This window comes from Amycolatopsis sacchari (genome assembly GCF_900114035.1).
GTDB lineage: Bacteria > Actinomycetota > Actinomycetes > Mycobacteriales > Pseudonocardiaceae > Amycolatopsis_E > Amycolatopsis_E sacchari.
The window spans coordinates 94,939-112,678 of sequence record NZ_FORP01000003.1 but is presented as its reverse complement, the minus strand read 5'-3'; the positions used below and the strand labels follow the sequence as shown (position 1 = coordinate 112,678).

Sequence of the window (17,740 nt, the reverse complement as noted above, 5' to 3'; positions counted from 1 at the left end):
AACGTCCCTGAGATCCACGCTCAGGGACTTTCCCTGATGAATCGGACTTGCTGCCGTGTGACCATGGGGAAACCATGGAAGACGTGCAGGAGAAGGCCCGCGAGACGGCCGTGACGCGAGTGCCCGCGAGTGCGCTCGCCGAGCCGGAGGGGCCGCCGAAGCTGTACCGGCACCGGGCGGGCCGCGCGGTCGCCGGTGTCGCCGCCGGGCTGGCCGACCACCTCGGCGTCCGGGTGCTGTGGGTGCGTGCGGTGTTCGCCGTGCTCGCGGCGTTCGGCGGCGCTGGGCTGCTGGCCTACGGGTTGCTGTGGGTCTTCGTGCCCCAGCGGTCGGGGGAGGACGCGTCCGAGCCCAGCTCGCCGAAGGAACGCCAGCAGGCCATCGGGCTGCTGGTGCTGGGCATCGGGCTGGCGGTCGGCGGCAGCACCTTCACGGGCGCGATCAGCGGCTGGGTGGCCGTGCCGCTGGCCGTGACCCTCGTCGGTGCCGCCGTGGTGTGGCGCGAGGCGGACGAGTCGCAACGCCGGCGGTGGCGCGCCGGCGCCCGCTCGGGCGTCGCCGGGGTGGTGCTCGGCGGCGGTGGCTGGTCGGCGCTGGTGCGGATCCTCGCCGGGGTCGCGCTGGTGATCACCGGTATCGGCGTGATGGTGCTCCGCAGCGGCAGCTTCGACCAGGTGCAGTTCGCGCTGATCGCGGTGGTGGCCACGCTGGTCGGGGTCGCGGTGCTGACCGTGCCGTTCTGGCTGCGCATGGTGCGTGACCTCGGTGAGGAACGCCGGGCCCGCATCCGCACGGAGGAGCGCGCCGAGATCGCCGCTCACCTGCACGACTCGGTGCTGCAGACGCTCGCGTTGATCCAGAAGCAGGCGGACGCGCCGAAGGAGGTCGCGCGGCTGGCGCGCGGGCAGGAGCGCGAGCTGCGTGGCTGGCTGTACGGGCCCTCGGGCTACGGCGCGAAGAAGGAGATCGCCGAGGGCGGCATGCTGTCGGCGGCCATCGCCGCGGCCTGCGGGGAGGTCGAGGACGCGTTCGCGATCTCGGTGTCCCAGGTCGTGGTGGGCGACGCGCAGCTCGACGACTCGCTCACGGCGCTCGTGCAGGCGGCCAGGGAGGCGATCGTCAACGCGGCGAAGCACGCGGGCGTCGAGGAGGTCAGCGTGTACGCCGAGGTCGAGCCCACGACGGCGACGGTGTTCGTCCGCGACCGCGGCAAGGGCTTCGACCCGGAGGCCGTGTCGGAGGACCGGCATGGCCTCGCGGATTCCATCAGGGGCAGGATGGAGCGCAACGGCGGAACGGTCCGGCTGCGCACCGCGCCGGGGGACGGGACGGAAGTGCAGCTGGAGATGCCGATCAAGACGGGGAGTGCGGCTTCATGAGTGAGACACCGGTGACGGTCTTCCTGGTGGACGACCACGCGTTGTTCCGCGCCGGGGTGCGCACGGAGCTGGACTCGATCACCGACGAGGTTCGGGTGGTCGGCGAGGCGGGGTCCGTGGCGGACGCTGTCGCCGGCATCGCACGGACGAAGCCGCAGGTGGTGCTCCTCGACGTGCACATGCCGGACGGTGGCGGCGCGGAGGTGCTGCGGCGGGTCCGGCCCGAGCTGCCGGACGTCGTGTTCCTCGCGCTGTCGGTGTCCGACGCCGCCGAGGACGTCATCGCGGTCATCCGCGCCGGGGCCCGCGGGTACGTCACCAAGACGATTTCGTCGAAGGAACTGGTCCGCGCCATCACGCGCGTCGCCGACGGGGACGCGGTGTTCTCGCCGCGGCTGGCGGGGTTCGTGCTCGACGCGTTCGCCGACCGGCCCGGTTCGGCGCCGATCAGCGACCCCGAGCTGGACCTGCTCACCCCGCGCGAGCGGGACGTGCTGCGGCTGCTCGCGCGGGGGTACGCCTACAAGGAGATCGCGTCGGAGCTGTTCATCTCCGTCAAGACGGTTGAGACACACGTGTCGAGCGTGCTGCGGAAGACGCAGCTGTCGAACCGGTACGAGCTGTCGCGCTGGGCTTCGGACCGCCGGCTCGTCTGACCCTGGTCAGCGCCACCCCGGCGAGCACCACGACCATCCCGCCGAGCACGCGGAGGTTCAGCGCCTCGTGCAGGAACACCGTGCCCAGCAGCACGGAGACCACGGGCATCAGGTAGCTGACCATCGACACCGCCACCGGCCCCTCGGCCGCGAGCAGCCGGTAGTTCAGCGCGAACGCGATACCGGTGGACAGCACGCCGAGCACGAGGACCGCCGCGACCGCGACCGCGTTCAGGTGCACCGGCTCCGCGCCGCCCGCGGGCAGCATGAACACGAGGTACCCGCTCGCCGCGAGCATCTGGGCTCCGGCGAGCGCCACCGGCGACGCACCGGTGGCGGACAGGAACCGGCTTTCGTAGCCGTTGACGAAGCCGTAGCTCAGCGACGCCGCGACACACGCGAGCGCGCCCCAGCTGAGCAGCCCGTTCGCGTGCCAGGGCGCGAAGATCACGACGACACCCAGCAGGCCGACCAGCAGCCCGGCCAGGCGCGGTCCGCCGAGGGTGCGGTCGACGCCGAACGCGAACGCGAACACGACCGTCCACAGTGGAGTGGTCGAGTTGATGACGCCGGTGATGCCGGAGTCGACCGTCCGCTCGCCGACCGCGAACAGCAGGAACGGCAACGCGTTGTGGAACAGGGCCGCGACCGCGAGGTGCCCCCACAGGCGCCGTCCGGACGGCAGCCGGTCCCGCTGGGCGTAGCAGATCGCCACGAGTACGGCCGCGCCCAGCACGATCCGGATCAGCACGAGCTGCACCGGCGAGAACGCCGTCAGCCCCAGCTTGATCCAGAGGAAGCTCGAACCCCACATCAACGCCAGCGCGCTCAGCCGCAGCAGTGTCTTCGTCTCGCCCACGGCCTTCAGGTTGCCGCCGGTGATCAGTAAGGACAAGCGAAATAAACTACATGCGTCTTTCAGGAATTCTGTAATGTTGGGCCATGCTCGACGTCCGGCGATTGCAGGTCCTGCGGGCCGTGGTCACCAGCGGTTCGATCACGGCGGCCGCCCGCAACCTCGGTTACACCCCCTCGGCGATCAGCCAGCAACTCGCGACCCTCGAACGCGAAGCGGGCACGGAGCTGCTGGAACGCGTCGGGCGTGGGGTGCGGGCGACAGCGGCAGGCGCGCTGCTGTCCGAGCACGCCGAGGTGCTCAGCGGCCAGCTGGCCAAGGCCGAAGCCGAGCTGGCCAACCTGAAGGCCGGTCGCACCGGGCGGCTGGCGATCCGGTACTTCGCGACCGCCGGGGCGGCGCTCGTGCCGCCCGCGGTGGCGGAGATCCGGCGGGAGTTCCCCGGCATCCAGCTGGACCTCAGGCTGCGCGAACCCCACGAGTCCATCCCGGAGGTCGAGTCCGGTGACGTGGACGTGGCGATCGTGGTGTGGCGAGGGGAGTGGCGGGTCCGGACGGCGGAGCTGGTGCATCTGCTCGACGACCCGTACCGCGCGGCGCTGCCCCGCACGCACCCCTTGGTGCGCAAGCGCGTCCTGGACCTGACCGACCTGCGGGACGAACCGTGGGTCGGCACCGAAGGCACGCCGGGTCCGTGCCGCGACACGCTGATCGCGGCGTGCGGGGCGGCGGGGTTCGCCCCGAACTTCGTGCTGGAGTGCGAGGACTACCAGACGGCGCAGGGTTTCGTGGCGGCCGGTCTGGGAGTCAGCCTGGTGCCGGTGCTCGGCCTCGGCGCGCCCCACCCCGGCGTGGTGATCAAGCGGATCCGCCGTCCCGAACCGGTCCGGGCGATCCACGCCGCGGTCGCCACGCGCTCGGCGAGTCAGCCCGTCGTTCGCTACCTGCTGGACAGGTTGCGGCAGGCCGCCCCCGCCGCCGCTTAGAGGAAAAGGACCTGGGTGATCCCGATGCCGATCGCCGCCGCGCACAGGACGGCGAGCACGGTCAGGATCAGCTTCCGGATCCGGTCGGGCGTGAGCTGGATGAGCGGCTGCTTCGTCGCGACGGGCTGCGGCTGCGGCTGGACGGGCCACACGGCGGGCACCGTCGGCAGCGCGGGTGCGGTCGGCGGGATGAACGCGGTCTGCCTGCCCTGGGTGATCGCCAGGAACGACGTGATGCTGTCGGCCAGCGTCGGCCGGGACATCGGGTCCTCACGCAGCAGCTTCATCAGCGCACCGGTCAGCTGCCCCGCCCGCTGCGGCTGCCGCAGGGGACCGGTGCCGTCCTCGCCGTAGGGCGGCACGCCCTCGACCGCCTGGTACAGCGTCGCGCCGAGGGAGAACACGTCGGCCGCGTGATCCGGCGGCGCGCCCCGCGTGACCTCGGGGGCCCGGAACGCCGGGTTCGGCCCGCTGCCCGTGATGCCGATGTCGGTGACCTTCACCCCGCCGTCGTCGGCGAGCAGCACGTTGCCGGGTTCGAGGTTGCGGTGCAGCACCCCGGCCCGGTGGGCGGCCGCCAACGCGGACGCCAGCTGGCTGCCCAGGTACGCCGCCTGCTCCGGGGTGAGGGTGCCGTGCTCGGTGAGGAAGTCCGCCATGTTGCGCGACGGCACGTACTCCATCGTCAGCCACGCGTCCGACCCGTCGCGGACGACGTCGTAGACCGTGAGCACGCAGTTGTGCAGCACCCGCGTCGCGGCGCGGCCCTCCTGCAGCGCCGTGCCGATCGCCTGCTCGGCGCGTGCCGGGTCGAGCCCCGGCTGGATGTACATCCGCTTCGCGGCGACCGTCCGGTGCAGCAGCAGGTCGTAGGCCAGCCACACGATCCCGGCACGGCCACGGCCGATCGGCTGGTCCAACCGGTACCGGCCGCCGACCACTGCGCCCTCAGTACCCAAAACAACCTCTCGTCGCGCCGACGGCCGGAAACTTGCCGACCACCCTACCGGGATTTCTTGTTGGACCTCACTGATCGGGGTTGGAGGAGGACGGCGTGGATGACGGCGGTTCCTCGCTCGAGGTGGGTTTGCTCGGCGAGCTCGTCGTCGGCTTCTTCGAGGGGCTGCTCGACGTGGGCTGCTGCGGCTGCTCGACCGCACTGCTCCGCCGCGGCGTGGAACTCCGCGCCGGCCGGGACGCCGAACTCTCCTCGCTCGACGGCAGGACCGAGGACTCCGTGGGCAGCACCGAGGAGCTCGTCTGCGCGGGCGGCGGGACGACCGGCTGGTTGTCGGTGATGTTGCTGCTGCCGGTGTTCGGCCCGTTGAACAGCCAGATCCCCAGCGCGACGAGCCCCGCCACCACGACGGCACCGATCGCCGCGGGCACCTTCCACTTCCCGGGCCGCTCGTCCTCGTCCTGCTCGGCAGCAGGCTTCTCGTCGTCGTACCCGGCGTACCCCGCCGGCACGGCGCGGGTGCGGCCGTCCTGGTCCTCGGTCGGGTAAGCCGCCGTGGCGCCGTACCCGTCCTCGTCGTACTCGTCCTCGTAGTCGTCGTAGAAGTCGTCCTGCCGGGTCTGGCCGAGGTTGCCGCTGAACGCCCTGGTCGCGGCCGCACCGACCGCCGCGCCCGCGGCAGCGGCGCCGACCGCGCCCGCGACCTGGGTCGCGTCGGCGGGGCCGCCGAGCGGGGTCTCCCCGCGGCCGACGGCGGCCAGCAGCTCCTCGGCCTCCTCGGCGGTCGGGCGGTGCTTCACATCGGGGTGCAGCATGACGGCGAGCACGCTCGCCAGCGGACCGGACTGCCGCGGCGGGTTGATCTGCCCCGCCGCGACGGCGTGCAGCAGGCTCAGGGTGTTCTCGCTGAGCCCGAACGGCGGCTGCCCCTCGCACGCGGCGTACAGGGTCGAGCCGAGGGAGAACACGTCGGACTCGGGCCCCGGGTCGCCACCGATGGCCACTTCAGGCGCCAGGTAGGCGGGGGTACCGGCGATCATGCCGGTCTTGGTCACCGTGACGTCGTCCTTCGCGCGGGAGATGCCGAAGTCGGTGATCTTCACGATGCCGTTGTCACCGAGCAGGATGTTGCCCGGCTTGATGTCGCGGTGCACGATGCCGACCGCGTGGGCCTCCTTGAGCGCCGACGCGATCTGCGCCCCGATCCGCGCCACCTCGACCGGCGGCAGCGTCTTCCGCTCACGCAGCATCTCGGCGAGGCTCGTCGACGGCAGGTACTCCATGACGAGGCAGGGGTGCCCGTTGTCGTCGGTGACGACGTCGAAGACCGTGATGGCGTTCGGGTGGTGCAGCCGGGCCGCGATCCGCCCCTCGCGCATCGTGCGCTGCTTGGCGTCCTCGGCCTCGTGCGGGTCGAGCCCGGGCTGCAGCAGCAGCTGCTTGATCGCGACCGTGCGCGCCAGCACCTCGTCATGTGCCTGCCAGACCGCACCCATGGCACCGGTGCCGATCCGCCGGACCACGCGGTAGCGGCCGGCGACCAGGCGACCTTCGTCGCTCACGCGACCTCCTTCGGGGCTGTCTTGCAGGGCACGCCACACCTTTCGCCTGCCCGAGCGTATGCACATGTCGCGGCCCCGGAGGGCCGGTTCAGCCGAAGCCAGCTCGTGACAAGGCTAGGGCGCTCACTCTGCGCACATACACCTGGCACGCTTCGGGGCGGCCGACGGTTACCTGCTATGGCGGAGACTACAGCTGCTCCGCCGAGAGCAGCACCGCCCGGGAGATCACGTTCTGCTTGCCCTTCGTCACCGTGAGCACCTGGGTGACGCGGAGCTGCGTGCCGTCGTGCTGGTGCACCGTCACCACCGCGCGCACGGTGCCGTCCGGCTGCACCTCGACGCTGTCCACCTCGATCCGGGACATCGAACTCCACGCCCGCACCAGGTCACCCGGCTCTTCGCCGGCCAGGTCGGGGGTGAGCATGGCCAGCGCGTCCTCCGGGTGGGCCGAGACCATGCGCTGGTAGAACTTCTCGACCAGCGCGACCTTGTCGCTGGTCGACGTGTCGGCAGGCGTGGAACTGGTGGCCGGGGCGCTGCTCGCCGCACTGCCGGGGGCCGCCTGCGTCTGGGCGACCGGGACCTGCGAGGTCGGCACGACCGACGGCGCGGTGCGCGGCGTCCGGGACTGGTCCTGGCGGTGGCCAGCGACGTCGGGCACGAACGCGCCGAGCGCGGCCGCCCCCGTGATCTGCGGCGGCACCGGGGCCGCCGCCTCGCCGTTGGCCGGCCGCTGGCGGGTCAGCACCGCCGAAGCCACGACCGCGCCCACGAGCAGGGAGGCGGCGGTGGTGAGGCCGGCGAGCTTGGCGATCTTGGAAACCCTGTTCTCGGGCGCCCGCGGCGGCTGTGGCTCGCGCCTGCCGCGCGCACGCGGGGGCGGCAGGAACTTGCGCGGCTCGTGCGCCGGCTCCGTGAGGTGGGCGTCTTCGACCAGCTCGAAGTCGAACTCCTGCGCCGACAGGAGGTCCTCGACGGTGAGGGCGTCCGGCGTCTGCCGGTACCGCCGCCGATCGTGCACGACTCTCATGGCCTCTGTTCCGGTTGATCGGGTGGTCTGCTCGTTCATCAGCGAACCGTGGCTCGTCGTTACCGGCCACCCCCGATCGGTGGACAGCCCCGATCGCACGACGAACGGCAGTACCTGTCACCCGGGTGGAGTAACGGCAGGTCAGGTGCCGTCGTTCGCGATCTTGGGCCCGTCGAAGGTCAGGGTGCGCTGCTCGGTGCTCGCGCTGCCGTCCTTGCGCACCAGCTTCACCGTGCAGACGGTCTTGCCGTCGTACTGGTGCACCTGCACGTGCTCGACCTGGAAGTAGGCCACGTCGGCGTACTTCTGCTCGATGCCCTGGGTGCCCTCCTGCTGGAGCTCACCCGTCGTCATCGCGTACGCGGCCTGCGGGTCCTCGGTCACGGTGTCGAGGTAGCGCTGGGAGTTCTGCGCCAGCACCTGCGGGTCGCCCTCGGGGATCCGGAACCGCCACGGGTCGGCGTCGTAGGGCGCCGGGGTGGGCGAGGGCTTGACGGGCGGCGCGGTGCTGGTGGACGGCGTGCCGGACTGACCGGGCCCGCCGCCGGACACCGGGGGCAGCCCGTGGCCGCCGGTGACGCCGTGGGAGCTGCTGACGCCGGGGTTCCGGGTGCTGCCGGGTGCCTCCGTCGTCGTCGGTGGCTCCGACGTGCTGGTCTCGCTGCGGAAGTTCCGGGAGCCCGAGGTGGGGTCGCTGGGATAACCACCGCCGCCGGGGGCGGGGACGACGCGCTCACCGCCGAGCGTGGGGAGGCCGCCGCCGAGACCGGGGATCCACGCGTCGCCCGCCTGGTCCGGCGTCGGCTTGCCGACGAGCGCGGAGCCGGCGAACAGCAGGGCGAGGACCACCCCGCCGGAGGAGGCGGTCGCGAACCAGGCCGCCTTGCGCCACGTGCGCGGCGGGGTGACCGACGCGGGCACGGACCCGAGGTCGAAGGAGCCGAGGCCGGTCTCGGGCGGCGCCACGTAGACGCGCACGTCCTCGTCCTCGGCGTTCTCGTCGTGCGGGGTGGGCGGCGTCAGCGTGACCTTCGTCCGCCGGGGCTTCGCGGGCGGCGCCTGCCGCTCGGGCGGTTTCGGCAGCGGCAGCTCACCGCGGGAGGTGGGGAAGACGCCGCCTTCTTCGGGCCCCGGGGGGACCAGCGGCAGGGAGCCGCGGGCGGGCGGGTCGATCGCGGCGGACGCGAACGACGAGTGGCGGCCGCCGGTCGAGCGCTGCGGTACCCGGGGTGTCCAGGTGCCCGCGCCCCGCCGGTGCCGGCCTGTCACAAGAGGAAGTCGGTCGGTCGAATCGGCCCCGCTGGTCATGCCGGGAGGACCCCTCCCCCCGTGTGCCGTGACGCGGGCGGGACCCGGGTTAAGTCGAACGGAGCAACATGCACGCGTGAAGATGCACGTTCATCTGCACGCGCACGGCATGCCGCCGAGCGAGTACCTGTGAGCGTGCGGGATTCCACGCCCCAAGGGTAAAAGGCTTCGGCCACAACGGGAGGGCCGGATCCCAAGTTCACCCTGTCGGGGTCGCGTCGCGGCGGAAGTGCGACTTGCAGTGTGTAACCGCGGTGTGGTGCGGTCCAGGTCTCACCGCAATGCGTGCCCCGGGTTCAGCCTCCGCTGCGGTACTTCTCCTGCGTCGACTGCAGCGCCTTAACGGCCACCGCCCCGCTTCCCGCGGCCAGCAGGATCGCGATGACGTCCATCGTCGGTCCGCCGGCCGTGAGCAACCACGCGAGCAGGGAGGCCGCGGTGGTCCCTCCGGCGACGGCCCACCGGCTGCGCACGTACTGCGCGACGGGGGCGCCGCCCGCCCTCTTGTTGGCGGCGTTGTTGAGCAGCGCCAGGTAGCCGACATGGCCCAGCGCGGCGAGCACACTGGCGATCGCGACCACGACCGCGATGAGGTTAATCATGCGTCCAGTGTGCCCGCCCGCGGCGCCTCCCGGGTCGGGGAAACTCCCTGAAAAAAGCGCTTACCGGCCGAGCCTGCCGCGACCGAGGTTCAGCAGCGCCATCGCCAGCTGGCGCCCGTCGGGGCCGAGGTCGCGGTAGCGGGCGAGCACGTCCATCTCGCGGTTGTAGACGATCCGGGTGCCGCCGGCGGCCATCCGCGCGCGGCCGATCGTCTGCGACACCTCGATCCGGCGTTTGACCAGGCGCAGGATCTCCGAGTCCAGCCAGTCGATCTCCTTGCGCAGCTCGGCGATCTCCTCGGCCGAGGCGATCGGCTCCGCGGAGGAGACCCGGTCTTCTTCCGTCTGTGCGTCCATCTGGACCTCCGGTCGGTCCGGACTCCCACCTGGTCCCAGAGCCGACGAAAGCCCCGGGTCCGTGGACTCCGGGGCTTGGCGGTGATTGCGGTCGGACACTACGCGATCACGGGAGCCGGAGTCCGGTTCCCGTAGAAAAATCGGTACGCGTGGTGCCGCATGCCCTCAGTATGGCACAGCCCGCCACCGGAACGCGGCGTGAGCCACGAGACTCAGCGAAAGCCAGAACAACGGGGCGACCGGCCAGAAGAACGGCGCACCGGAAACCGCCCACACCGTCACGAGCAGCACGGCGAGCACCACGGCCACGGCGGCGTGCACCTGCAGCGGCAGCGGGAACCGCGGTGCGGGCTCCGGTGGCAGGTCGGACAGGAGTGCGGCCAGCTCGTCGACGTAGGTCGCGGCATAAACCGTGCCCAGCCGTCGTTCTGTCTCATCGAGGGGGAGGCGGCCTTCGCCGCTGGCGCGCTGTATCCGGCGAGCGACGCGCTCGCGGTCGGCGTCCGAGGCGCGGATTCGGGTGGGTGTCGTCATAAGCTCGATGCTCCGCACCGGGACGGGGGCCGGCATCGGCTCGTGGGCGACATTCGCGGCTACGTCCGGTGCGGTAGACCGTCAGTCCCCCCGAGTAGCGTGGATCCCCGATGAGCACCCTCTTCGATCTCCCTGCCGAAAAGCCCGCGGCCGTCCCCGCCGGCCGCCACGCCGACCTGCTCGCGGACCTGAACCCCGCCCAGCGCGAAGCCGTCACCCACGCCGGTGTGCCGCTGCTGGTCGTCGCGGGCGCCGGTTCGGGCAAGACCAGGGTGCTGACCAGGCGGATCGCCTGGCTGCTCGCCGAACGCGGCGCGCAGCCGGGGCAGATCATGGCCATCACCTTCACCAACAAGGCCGCCGCCGAGATGCGGGAGCGCGTCTCCGACCTGGTGGGCCGCCGCGCCAACGCGATGTGGGTGTCGACGTTCCACTCGATGTGCGTGCGGCTGCTGCGCCGCGAGGCCAAGACGCTCGGCATGTCGTCGAACTTCTCGATCTACGACTCCGACGACACGAAGCGGCTCATCACGCTCGTGGCGCGCGACCTCGACGTGGACCCGAAGCGGTACCCGGCGCGCACGCTCGCGGTGCACATCTCGAACCTGAAGAACGAGCTGGTCGACCCGGAGAGCGCCAAGGACAAGGCCACCAACGACCTGGAGCGCCGCGTCGCCGAGGTCTACGCCGAGTACCAGCGGCGCCTGTCGCTGGCCAACGCGATGGACTTCGACGACCTGATCATGCGCACGGTCGAGCTGCTGCAGGTGTTCCCCGACGTCGCCGAGCACTACCGGCGCCGGTTCCGGCACGTGCTGGTCGACGAGTACCAGGACACCAACCACGCGCAGTACACGCTGGTCCGCGAGCTGGTCGGCACGGAGCCGACGGAGTCCGGCGTGGAGCCCGCGGAGCTGTGCGTGGTGGGTGACGCGGACCAGTCGATCTACGCCTTCCGCGGCGCGACGATCCGCAACATCGAGGAGTTCGAGCGGGACTTCCCCAACGCCCGCACGATCCTGCTGGAGCAGAACTACCGCTCGACGCAGACCATCCTGTCCGCCGCCAACGCCGTGATCTCGCGGAACCCGAACCGGCGTGACAAGCGGCTGTGGACCGACTCGGGTGACGGCCCGAAGATCGGCGGCTACGTCGCCGACAACGAGCACGACGAGGCGGCGTTCGTCGCGGGCGAGATCGACGCGCTGGCCGACCGCGGCGAAGCGAAGTACTCCGACGTGGCGGTCTTCTACCGCACCAACAACCAGTCGCGCGTGTTCGAGGAGATCTTCATCCGGCTCGGCCTGCCGTACCGGGTGGTCGGCGGCGTCCGCTTCTACGAGCGGCGCGAGGTCCGGGACATGCTGGCGTACCTGCGGGTCATCGCGAACCCGGAGGACACCGTGAGCCTGCGCCGGATCCTCAACGTGCCCAAGCGCGGCATCGGTGACCGCGCGGAGGCGGTGATCGCGACGCACGCGGAGCGGGAGCGGATCTCGTTCAACGCCGCGTTGCGCGAGGCGGTCGAGGGCAAGGTCGCGCTGCTCAACCCGCGCTCGGCGAAGGCGATCACGGGCTTCGTGGAGCTGCTCGACGGGCTGCGTGAGCTGGCCGACGAGGGCGCCGAGGTGGCGGACGTCCTGGAGGCGGTGCTGGACCGCACGGGCTACCGCGCGGAGCTGGAGGAGTCGGACGACCCGCAGGACGCCTCGCGGGTGGAGAACCTGACCGAGCTGGTGACGGTGGCACGGGAGTTCACCGAGGCGGCGGCCGAACAGCCACCGGCGGAGGACGGGCTGCCGGAGCCGGGCTCGCTGCCCGCGTTCCTGGAGCGCGTGTCGCTGGTCGCGGACGCGGACTCGATCCCGTCGCCCGACGGCGAGGACGACGAGGACGACACCGGCGTGGTCACGCTGATGACCGTGCACACCGCGAAGGGCCTCGAGTACCCGGTGGTCTTCTGCACGGGCTGGGAGGACGGCGTCTTCCCGCACCTGAGGGCGCTGGGGGAGCCGGCCGAGCTGGCGGAGGAGCGGCGCCTGGCGTACGTGGCGATCACGCGGGCGCGGGAGCGGCTGTACCTGTCACGGGCGATCACGCGGTCGGCGTGGGGCCAGCCGATGACCAACCCGGCGTCGCGCTTCCTCGACGAGATCCCGGCCGACCTGATCGACTGGCGCCGCGAGGAGCCGGAGTCGTACGGCTCGCCGCGCACCGCCACGACGTGGGGGAGCAGGCGCTCGTTCGGCGGTGACTCGGCGCAGGCCGGGGTCGCGGCGCGCGGCATGCGGACGACGCCGTTCAAGGGCTGGCAGAACACGGTCGCGCTGAAGCTCGACGTGGGTGACCGGGTCAGCCACGACAAGTACGGCCTCGGCACGGTGGTCGAAGCCCAGGGCGAAGGCGCGCGCGCCACCGCGACGATCGACTTCGGCGCGGCGGGCAAGGTCAAGCTGATGCTGATCGGCAGCGTGCCGATGGTGAAGCTGTAGCTGTTTTTCGCCCGGTTTTCGCCGGCGGCCCTCGCGAGGGCCGGAAACTGTCGGACCCCTCCGCTATACCTGTACTCGAACATGAGTTCGAGCGTCAGGAGGGGTTCCGATGGGTTCGTCGAGTGCGGTGCGGTGGGGTGTGCCCGGGCCGGTTCGTGTCCGGTCCCGGGACTGGCAGGCCTGCGTCCCCCGGACGTGCGATAGCGGGGTTTGGCCCGTCGGCGGTAGGGGAACCAGAGGCCCGACGCCGCGCGGACACCTTGCAGCGCCACAGGAGGGAGCAGAAGCCAGCCACGTCATCGCACTCAGCCGAGGCGCGCTTCGAAAGGCGAGGGGGCCTTCGACGGGGCGCCAGGACCACGGAGAGGAGCATCCCCGCCGAGGAGCGGTCAGCGGTTCGCCGCCGGTTGCCTTGTCCCGTAGCGAGGCCGCAGGGCAACCCCGGCAGCACGAGCCGCGGCGCGGGTCTCGGCAGCCAGCGTTGCCCGGGGACGAGCGCCAGCCGAGGTTTCGGCAGCCACCGCAGTCCGGGGCCGACCGACAGCCGAACACGCCAGAGCGCGAACGCCAGCCCTCCGGATGCGAGCCAGGGCGGCCCGCAGGCTGGCGGCTACAGGTACACGCCGCGCGCGGCGAGCCAGGGGCGCGGGTCGATCTTCTTCGTGCCGTTCAGCCAGACCTCGAAGTGCAGGTGCGGACCGGTCGCCTGACCGCGGTCGCCGATCTCGGCGATCTGCTGCCCGCACTTGACCTTCTGGCCCTCGCGCACGGAGAAGGTGTTCATGTGCCCGTACACCTGGATGGTGCCGTCGGCGAGCTGGATCCGGACCCACAGGCCGAAGCCGCTGGCAGGCCCGGCGTCGATCACGACGCCGTCCGAGGCGGCGTAGATCGGGGTGCCGATCGAGTTCGCGATGTCGATGCCGTAGTGGGTCGTGCCCCACCGGGCGCCGAAACCGGACGTGAAGGTGCCGTGCGCGGGCAGGCAGGTCTTCGGCCGGGAGGCTTCCTCGGCGGCGGCTCGGGCGGCCGCGGCGTCGCGGGCCTCGCGGTCCTGCGTGACCTGGAGGCTGGCGTTGAGCTTCTGCACCTCGGCCGAGGCGTCGGTGTAGTGCGCGGCGGGGACCAGCTCGGGAGCGCCCGCGGGGGCGTCACCACCGAGGGCGAACGAAGCACGCGCGTCGGAGGTGTTCGCCAGCGGCGTCACACCTTCGGCCTCGGCGGTGCCGAAGGACGACTGCAGGGTCTGTCCCGCCGCGGCGGCGGCGAAAGCGCCTGCGGCGACTGCGGCGACCACCACGCGCCCACGCAGGGCCGAGGACGGTGCCGGGATCCGGTGTCCACCCCGGACGCGGACGACCGCACCGTCCAGTGCGTCATCGAGTTCCGGGGAAGGGGCTTCGCCGCTGGGGGAGCGGTGTCGAGCCAAAGCGAGGCCTTCCGTTACTCGGGGGAGCCAGATCCGCGAACCCGGGCGGGGGAACCCGGTGAGCCGACCTCGGGGGTGGTTGACTCGCTGTCCGCTTTGTGACCTGACCGTAATGGGGACCGGGGGACAGTAACGAAGGGAGGTCCTTCTGGGCAAGGCGTCGTCGGCGCAAGGGCTGAAAGTGTGAGAGACGCGAGCGTTCTAGCAGCGGTAATGACGCAGTGTGGAGAGAGGATTACACCGTTGGTGTGACGTGGCTAACGTTTGTCGAGGAATAAACCCGGGCACCGTCCGGCGCGGTCCAGGCCGTGAACCACCGCGGTCCTTGCTAGCGTTCCGTGGCAATGATCCGGACTCGCTGGACTGTTCCCGCCCGGCTTTCGCGGAGTGATCCGCGGTCGGCCGAAACCCTCGACGGGCACCCGACCTCGGTGCTGCTCCCTGCCCTCGTGCTCGCCGCGCTCGCGGCGCTGCTGTCGGCGCTCGGCGCGGTCCTGCCGGTGGTCGACGGTGCTGTGCGCGGCTACGCGAGTGCACCCCTGCTGATCGTGCTCGCCGTCGTGCCTCCGGTGCTGGCGATCGCCTTCGTGCTGCGGGGCAGGCCCGCCGCGGGCGCGGGGGTGCTGGCGGGCGTCGCCGCGCTCGCGCCGGGACAGGCGGTGCTCGACCTGCAGTTCCTCGCCGATCCGTCGTCGGTGTCGCGTCCGGAGTTGTACCGGCCGGAGGTGTTCGCCCTGCCCGGGCCGGGTGTCGGCTTCTGGCTGCTGCTCGCCGGGCACGTCGTCGCGGTCGCGGCCGGCGTCGCCGGGGTGCGCGCGCTCGGGCCCCGGCCCGAGTCCGGTGTCGCGGACCGGGGTCTGCTGCCCATCGGGCTGGTGGCCGCGGGTGTCGCGGCGGTCGGCGTCATGATGGCGCCGTTCGCCGGGGACGACGCGTTCCTGCCGGTCGGCAGTGCCTTCGAGCGGCCTGCGCTGGTGCTCGCCGGAAGCCTGCTGCTCGCGTTCGCGCTGCCGGTGGCCGCGGGGCTCGCGATCAGCTCGGGATCGGACGGGCTCAGCACCGGCGGGCTGCTCGGGCTCGGCCTGGCCGCCGCGACCGTCGCACTGCCTGAACTGGGCTCGGGCATCGCGGTCGACGGCATCGGCGTGTCGGCCGGGCCGATCGTGGTCCTGGTCGGTGCTGCCGGGCTCGCGGTCGTCGCCTTCCTGCCCTCGGAAGGGCGGGAAGGGCTGCCGGTGCGCCTCGGCGGCGACGCGACGGGCGAGGCGAGCGCCGACCCCGGTGCCGACGACACGGCGGCCAACTACGCGACGGGCGACTTCGCGGCGGCCAACTATGCGGCGGGCAAGTACGAGGCGGCCCACTACGCGGCGGCCAACTACGCGGCGGACAAGGCGGGCGTGGCGAGGGCCGGTGACGAGGCGGGCGAGGCACGGCTGCCCGGTTCGCCCGGGTTGCGGCGTGCCACCGGCGTGCTGGGCCTGGTGACGATGCTGGCCGCGATCGCGGGCACCTTCACCGATCAGGTGGTGGTGACCGGTGAGCTGGGCGGCCCGCAGAGCCCGTGGCGCTGGTCGCTGCTCGTCGCCGGGCTGCTGGTCGGCGTGCTGGGCGCGGCGATGTTCGTGCCGGTGCTGGCGCCGGTGCTGCGGCCGGTGCTGTCGGTCGCGTGGGCGGGGGTTCCGCTCGCGGCGACGGCCGTGCTCACCACGGCCATCACCGCGACCGAACTGGGCGCCGGCCTGTCCCCGGGGCAGGGCGTGGTGTGGACCTCGGTGGCGACCGTCGCCGCGGCCGCGACCGCGTGCTGTTCCGTCGTGGCCGGCATGGTCGAGCGCGACGACAGTGAAGAGGCCGCCGAGGTGCCCGGCCCCAACCTGATCACGCCGCTGGTCGCGGGCGGGATCCTCGCGATCGGGGGGTTCGGCACCCCGTCGATCGTCTCGCCCGACTACGTCGAGCCCGCGCTGTGGTCGAACTTCGGCACGCCCTCCTGGGGGCTGCTGCTCGCGCTGCTGACGGTGCTCGGGGCGTGCTTCCTCGCCCCGCGCAGCCGGCCCGCCCGCGCCACCGGGCTGCTCGCCGGGGCGACCTGCCTCGCCGTGCTGCGCCTGCTGGCGCTGCCGCTGACGGGCGACCAGATCACCGGCGCGCACGCCGGCGTCGGCTGGTGGCTCGCGCTCGGCTGCGTCGTGGCGCTCGCGATCGCCACCGTCCTGGCCCCGCGTGGGACGATTCACACCCGGAAAACACCCTCTGGATCCATACGGTGACAGAGTTCACCGGGTGCGGCGCCCCGCGCCTCTCCCCAGGTCGCTAGGGTCGTCTCCGTCCGGCAGCATGGTTTGCATCAAGCACGCATCTGGACCCACCTCACGCAGGTCAACGCAGTGGCGTGTGTCGTCAGGAGACTGGAGTAGTGGACCTCTACGAATACCAGGCGAAGGACCTCTTCGCCGCCCACGGTGTGCCGGTTCTTCCCGGCGCCGTAGCGAGCACCCCCGAAGAAGCCCAGGCCGCCGCCGAGAAGATCGGTGGACAGGTCGTCGTCAAGGCGCAGGTCAAGACCGGCGGCCGTGGCAAGGCCGGTGGCGTGAAGCTCGCCAAGGACCCGGCCGAGGCCAAGGAGAAGGCCGAAGCCATCCTCGGCCTCGACATCAAGGGCCACATCACGCACCGCGTGCTGGTGACCGAGGCGTCCGACATCGCGGAGGAGTACTACTTCTCCTTCCTGCTGGACCGCGCCAACCGCACCTTCCTCGCCATGGCCTCGGCCGAGGGCGGCATGGAGATCGAGCAGCTGGCCGTGGAGCGGCCCGAAGCGCTCGCCAAGGTGCCGGTCGACGCGATCGCCGGGGTCGACAAGGCCAAGGCGCTGGAGATCCTGGCCCAGGGCAACTTCCCCGAGGTCATCCGCGACCAGGCGGCCGACGTGGTCGTCAAGCTGTGGGAGACCTTCGTGGCCGAGGATGCCACCCTGGTCGAGGTGAACCCGCTGGTCCGCGACCCGCAGGACAAGATCGTCGCCCTCGACGGCAAGGTCACCCTGGACGAGAACGCCTCCTTCCGGCAGCCGAAGCAGGAGGAGCTCGTCGACAAGCAGGCCGAGGACCCGCTGGAGGCCAAGGCCAAGGCCAAGAACCTCAACTACGTCAAGCTCGACGGCGAGGTCGGCATCATCGGCAACGGCGCGGGCCTGGTCATGTCCACGCTGGACGTCGTGGCCTACGCGGGCGAGAAGCACGGCGGCGTCAAGCCCGCCAACTTCCTCGACATCGGTGGCGGCGCCTCGGCCGAGGTCATGGCCGCCGGCCTGGACGTCATCCTGAACGACCCGGCCGTCAAGTCGGTGTTCGTCAACGTCTTCGGTGGCATCACCGCGTGCGACGCGGTCGCGACCGGCATCGTCGAGGCCCTCAAGATCCTGGGCGACGAGGCCACCAAGCCGCTCGTGGTCCGCCTCGACGGCAACAACGTCGAGGAAGGCCGCCGGATCCTCAACGAGGCCAACCACCCGCTGGTGACGCAGGTGGACACCATGGACAACGCAGCGGACAAGGCTGCCGAGCTGGCCGCGGCAGGAGCGTAAGA

The 17,740-nt window shown here is 71.8% G+C and carries 15 protein-coding genes; 6 read left to right on the top strand and 9 right to left on the bottom strand.

The annotated features are described in order from the left end of the window. The first annotated feature begins 74 nt into the window (after positions 1-74). A complete protein-coding gene (locus tag BMZ92_RS07225; protein WP_091504954.1) occupies positions 75-1,379 on the top strand; it encodes an ATP-binding protein in 1,305 nt (434 codons plus the stop codon). Then, positions 1,376-2,035, top strand: a complete 660-nt coding sequence (locus BMZ92_RS07220) for a response regulator (protein ID WP_091504953.1) — start codon at positions 1,376-1,378, stop codon at positions 2,033-2,035. Before BMZ92_RS07225 ends, BMZ92_RS07220 begins: the two co-directional genes overlap by 4 nt. Here the strand turns inward: BMZ92_RS07220 and BMZ92_RS07215 are convergent. Beyond that, positions 1,935-2,894, bottom strand: a complete 960-nt coding sequence (locus BMZ92_RS07215) for a DMT family transporter (RefSeq protein WP_091505201.1) — start codon at positions 2,892-2,894, stop codon at positions 1,935-1,937. The genes BMZ92_RS07220 and BMZ92_RS07215 overlap by 101 nt on opposite strands. Before the next feature lie 83 nt (positions 2,895-2,977). Between BMZ92_RS07215 and BMZ92_RS07210 the strand changes: the two genes are divergently transcribed. After that, positions 2,978-3,877 carry a LysR family transcriptional regulator gene (locus BMZ92_RS07210; RefSeq protein ID WP_091504952.1) on the top strand — a complete coding sequence of 300 codons (900 nt, stop codon included), beginning with the start codon at positions 2,978-2,980 and terminating at the stop codon, positions 3,875-3,877. On the opposite strand, the gene BMZ92_RS07205 is transcribed toward BMZ92_RS07210, so the two are convergent. The 7 genes from BMZ92_RS07205 to BMZ92_RS07175 form a co-directional block, all read right to left on the bottom strand. After that, the gene (locus tag BMZ92_RS07205) at positions 3,874-4,836 is read right to left on the bottom strand and encodes a serine/threonine-protein kinase (protein ID WP_091504951.1); all 963 of its coding nucleotides are present in this window, start codon (positions 4,834-4,836) and stop codon (positions 3,874-3,876) included. The two genes, BMZ92_RS07210 and BMZ92_RS07205, sit on opposite strands and share 4 nt — an antisense overlap. A 67-nt stretch (positions 4,837-4,903) precedes the next feature. Beyond that, complete coding sequence (locus BMZ92_RS07200; protein ID WP_091504950.1) at positions 4,904-6,397, bottom strand: serine/threonine-protein kinase; 1,494 nt, start codon at positions 6,395-6,397, stop codon at positions 4,904-4,906. A 187-nt stretch (positions 6,398-6,584) separates the two neighbouring features. After that, a complete protein-coding gene (locus tag BMZ92_RS07195) occupies positions 6,585-7,427 on the bottom strand; it encodes a hypothetical protein (protein WP_091504949.1) in 843 nt (280 codons plus the stop codon). Between the two features lie 141 nt (positions 7,428-7,568). Then, positions 7,569-8,696, bottom strand: coding sequence for a hypothetical protein (locus BMZ92_RS07190; RefSeq protein ID WP_245782945.1), 1,128 nt, complete (start codon positions 8,694-8,696; stop codon positions 7,569-7,571). Positions 8,697-9,031: 335 nt separating this feature from the next. Continuing rightward, positions 9,032-9,337, bottom strand: a complete 306-nt coding sequence (locus tag BMZ92_RS07185) for a hypothetical protein (protein ID WP_091504948.1) — start codon at positions 9,335-9,337, stop codon at positions 9,032-9,034. Between the two features lie 60 nt (positions 9,338-9,397). Further along, on the bottom strand, positions 9,398-9,694 hold the full coding sequence (locus tag BMZ92_RS07180) for a chorismate mutase (protein ID WP_091504947.1): 297 nt from the start codon (positions 9,692-9,694) through the stop codon (positions 9,398-9,400). A gap of 165 nt (positions 9,695-9,859) precedes the next feature. Beyond that, the gene (locus tag BMZ92_RS07175; RefSeq protein ID WP_091504946.1) at positions 9,860-10,228 is read right to left on the bottom strand and encodes a DUF1707 SHOCT-like domain-containing protein; all 369 of its coding nucleotides are present in this window, start codon (positions 10,226-10,228) and stop codon (positions 9,860-9,862) included. 110 nt (positions 10,229-10,338) lie between these two features. Between BMZ92_RS07175 and pcrA the strand changes: the two genes are divergently transcribed. After that, positions 10,339-12,720, top strand: coding sequence for a DNA helicase PcrA (pcrA, locus tag BMZ92_RS07170; RefSeq protein ID WP_091504945.1), 2,382 nt, complete (start codon positions 10,339-10,341; stop codon positions 12,718-12,720). Positions 12,721-13,330: 610 nt separating this feature from the next. Here pcrA and BMZ92_RS07165 read toward each other — a convergent pair. Next, positions 13,331-14,017 carry a M23 family metallopeptidase gene (locus tag BMZ92_RS07165; RefSeq protein ID WP_091505199.1) on the bottom strand — a complete coding sequence of 229 codons (687 nt, stop codon included), beginning with the start codon at positions 14,015-14,017 and terminating at the stop codon, positions 13,331-13,333. A 563-nt stretch (positions 14,018-14,580) separates the two neighbouring features. Here BMZ92_RS07165 and BMZ92_RS07160 point away from each other — a divergent pair. Together BMZ92_RS07160 and sucC are read left to right on the top strand one after the other, a co-directional pair. After that, the gene (locus BMZ92_RS07160) at positions 14,581-16,422 is read left to right on the top strand and encodes a hypothetical protein (RefSeq protein ID WP_091504944.1); all 1,842 of its coding nucleotides are present in this window, start codon (positions 14,581-14,583) and stop codon (positions 16,420-16,422) included. Between the two features lie 146 nt (positions 16,423-16,568). Beyond that, positions 16,569-17,738: an ADP-forming succinate--CoA ligase subunit beta gene (sucC, locus tag BMZ92_RS07155; protein WP_091504943.1), complete on the top strand. Its 1,170-nt coding sequence runs from the start codon at positions 16,569-16,571 to the stop codon at positions 17,736-17,738. Positions 17,739-17,740 lie beyond the last annotated feature (2 nt).

Excerpts from the sequence above, each read along its gene's own strand:
- BMZ92_RS07225 (WP_091504954.1), top strand. The coding sequence starts at position 75 with ATGGAAGACGTGCAGGAGAAGGCCCGCGAGACGGCCGTGACGCGAGTG.
- BMZ92_RS07220 (WP_091504953.1), top strand. The coding sequence starts at position 1,376 with ATGAGTGAGACACCGGTGACGGTCTTCCTGGTGGACGACCACGCGTTG.
- BMZ92_RS07210 (WP_091504952.1), top strand. The coding sequence starts at position 2,978 with ATGCTCGACGTCCGGCGATTGCAGGTCCTGCGGGCCGTGGTCACCAGC.
- BMZ92_RS07195 (WP_091504949.1), bottom strand. The coding sequence starts at position 7,427 with ATGAGAGTCGTGCACGATCGGCGGCGGTACCGGCAGACGCCGGACGCC.
- BMZ92_RS07185 (WP_091504948.1), bottom strand. The coding sequence starts at position 9,337 with ATGATTAACCTCATCGCGGTCGTGGTCGCGATCGCCAGTGTGCTCGCC.
- BMZ92_RS07180 (WP_091504947.1), bottom strand. The coding sequence starts at position 9,694 with ATGGACGCACAGACGGAAGAAGACCGGGTCTCCTCCGCGGAGCCGATC.
- BMZ92_RS07175 (WP_091504946.1), bottom strand. The coding sequence starts at position 10,228 with ATGACGACACCCACCCGAATCCGCGCCTCGGACGCCGACCGCGAGCGC.
- pcrA (WP_091504945.1), top strand. The coding sequence starts at position 10,339 with ATGAGCACCCTCTTCGATCTCCCTGCCGAAAAGCCCGCGGCCGTCCCC.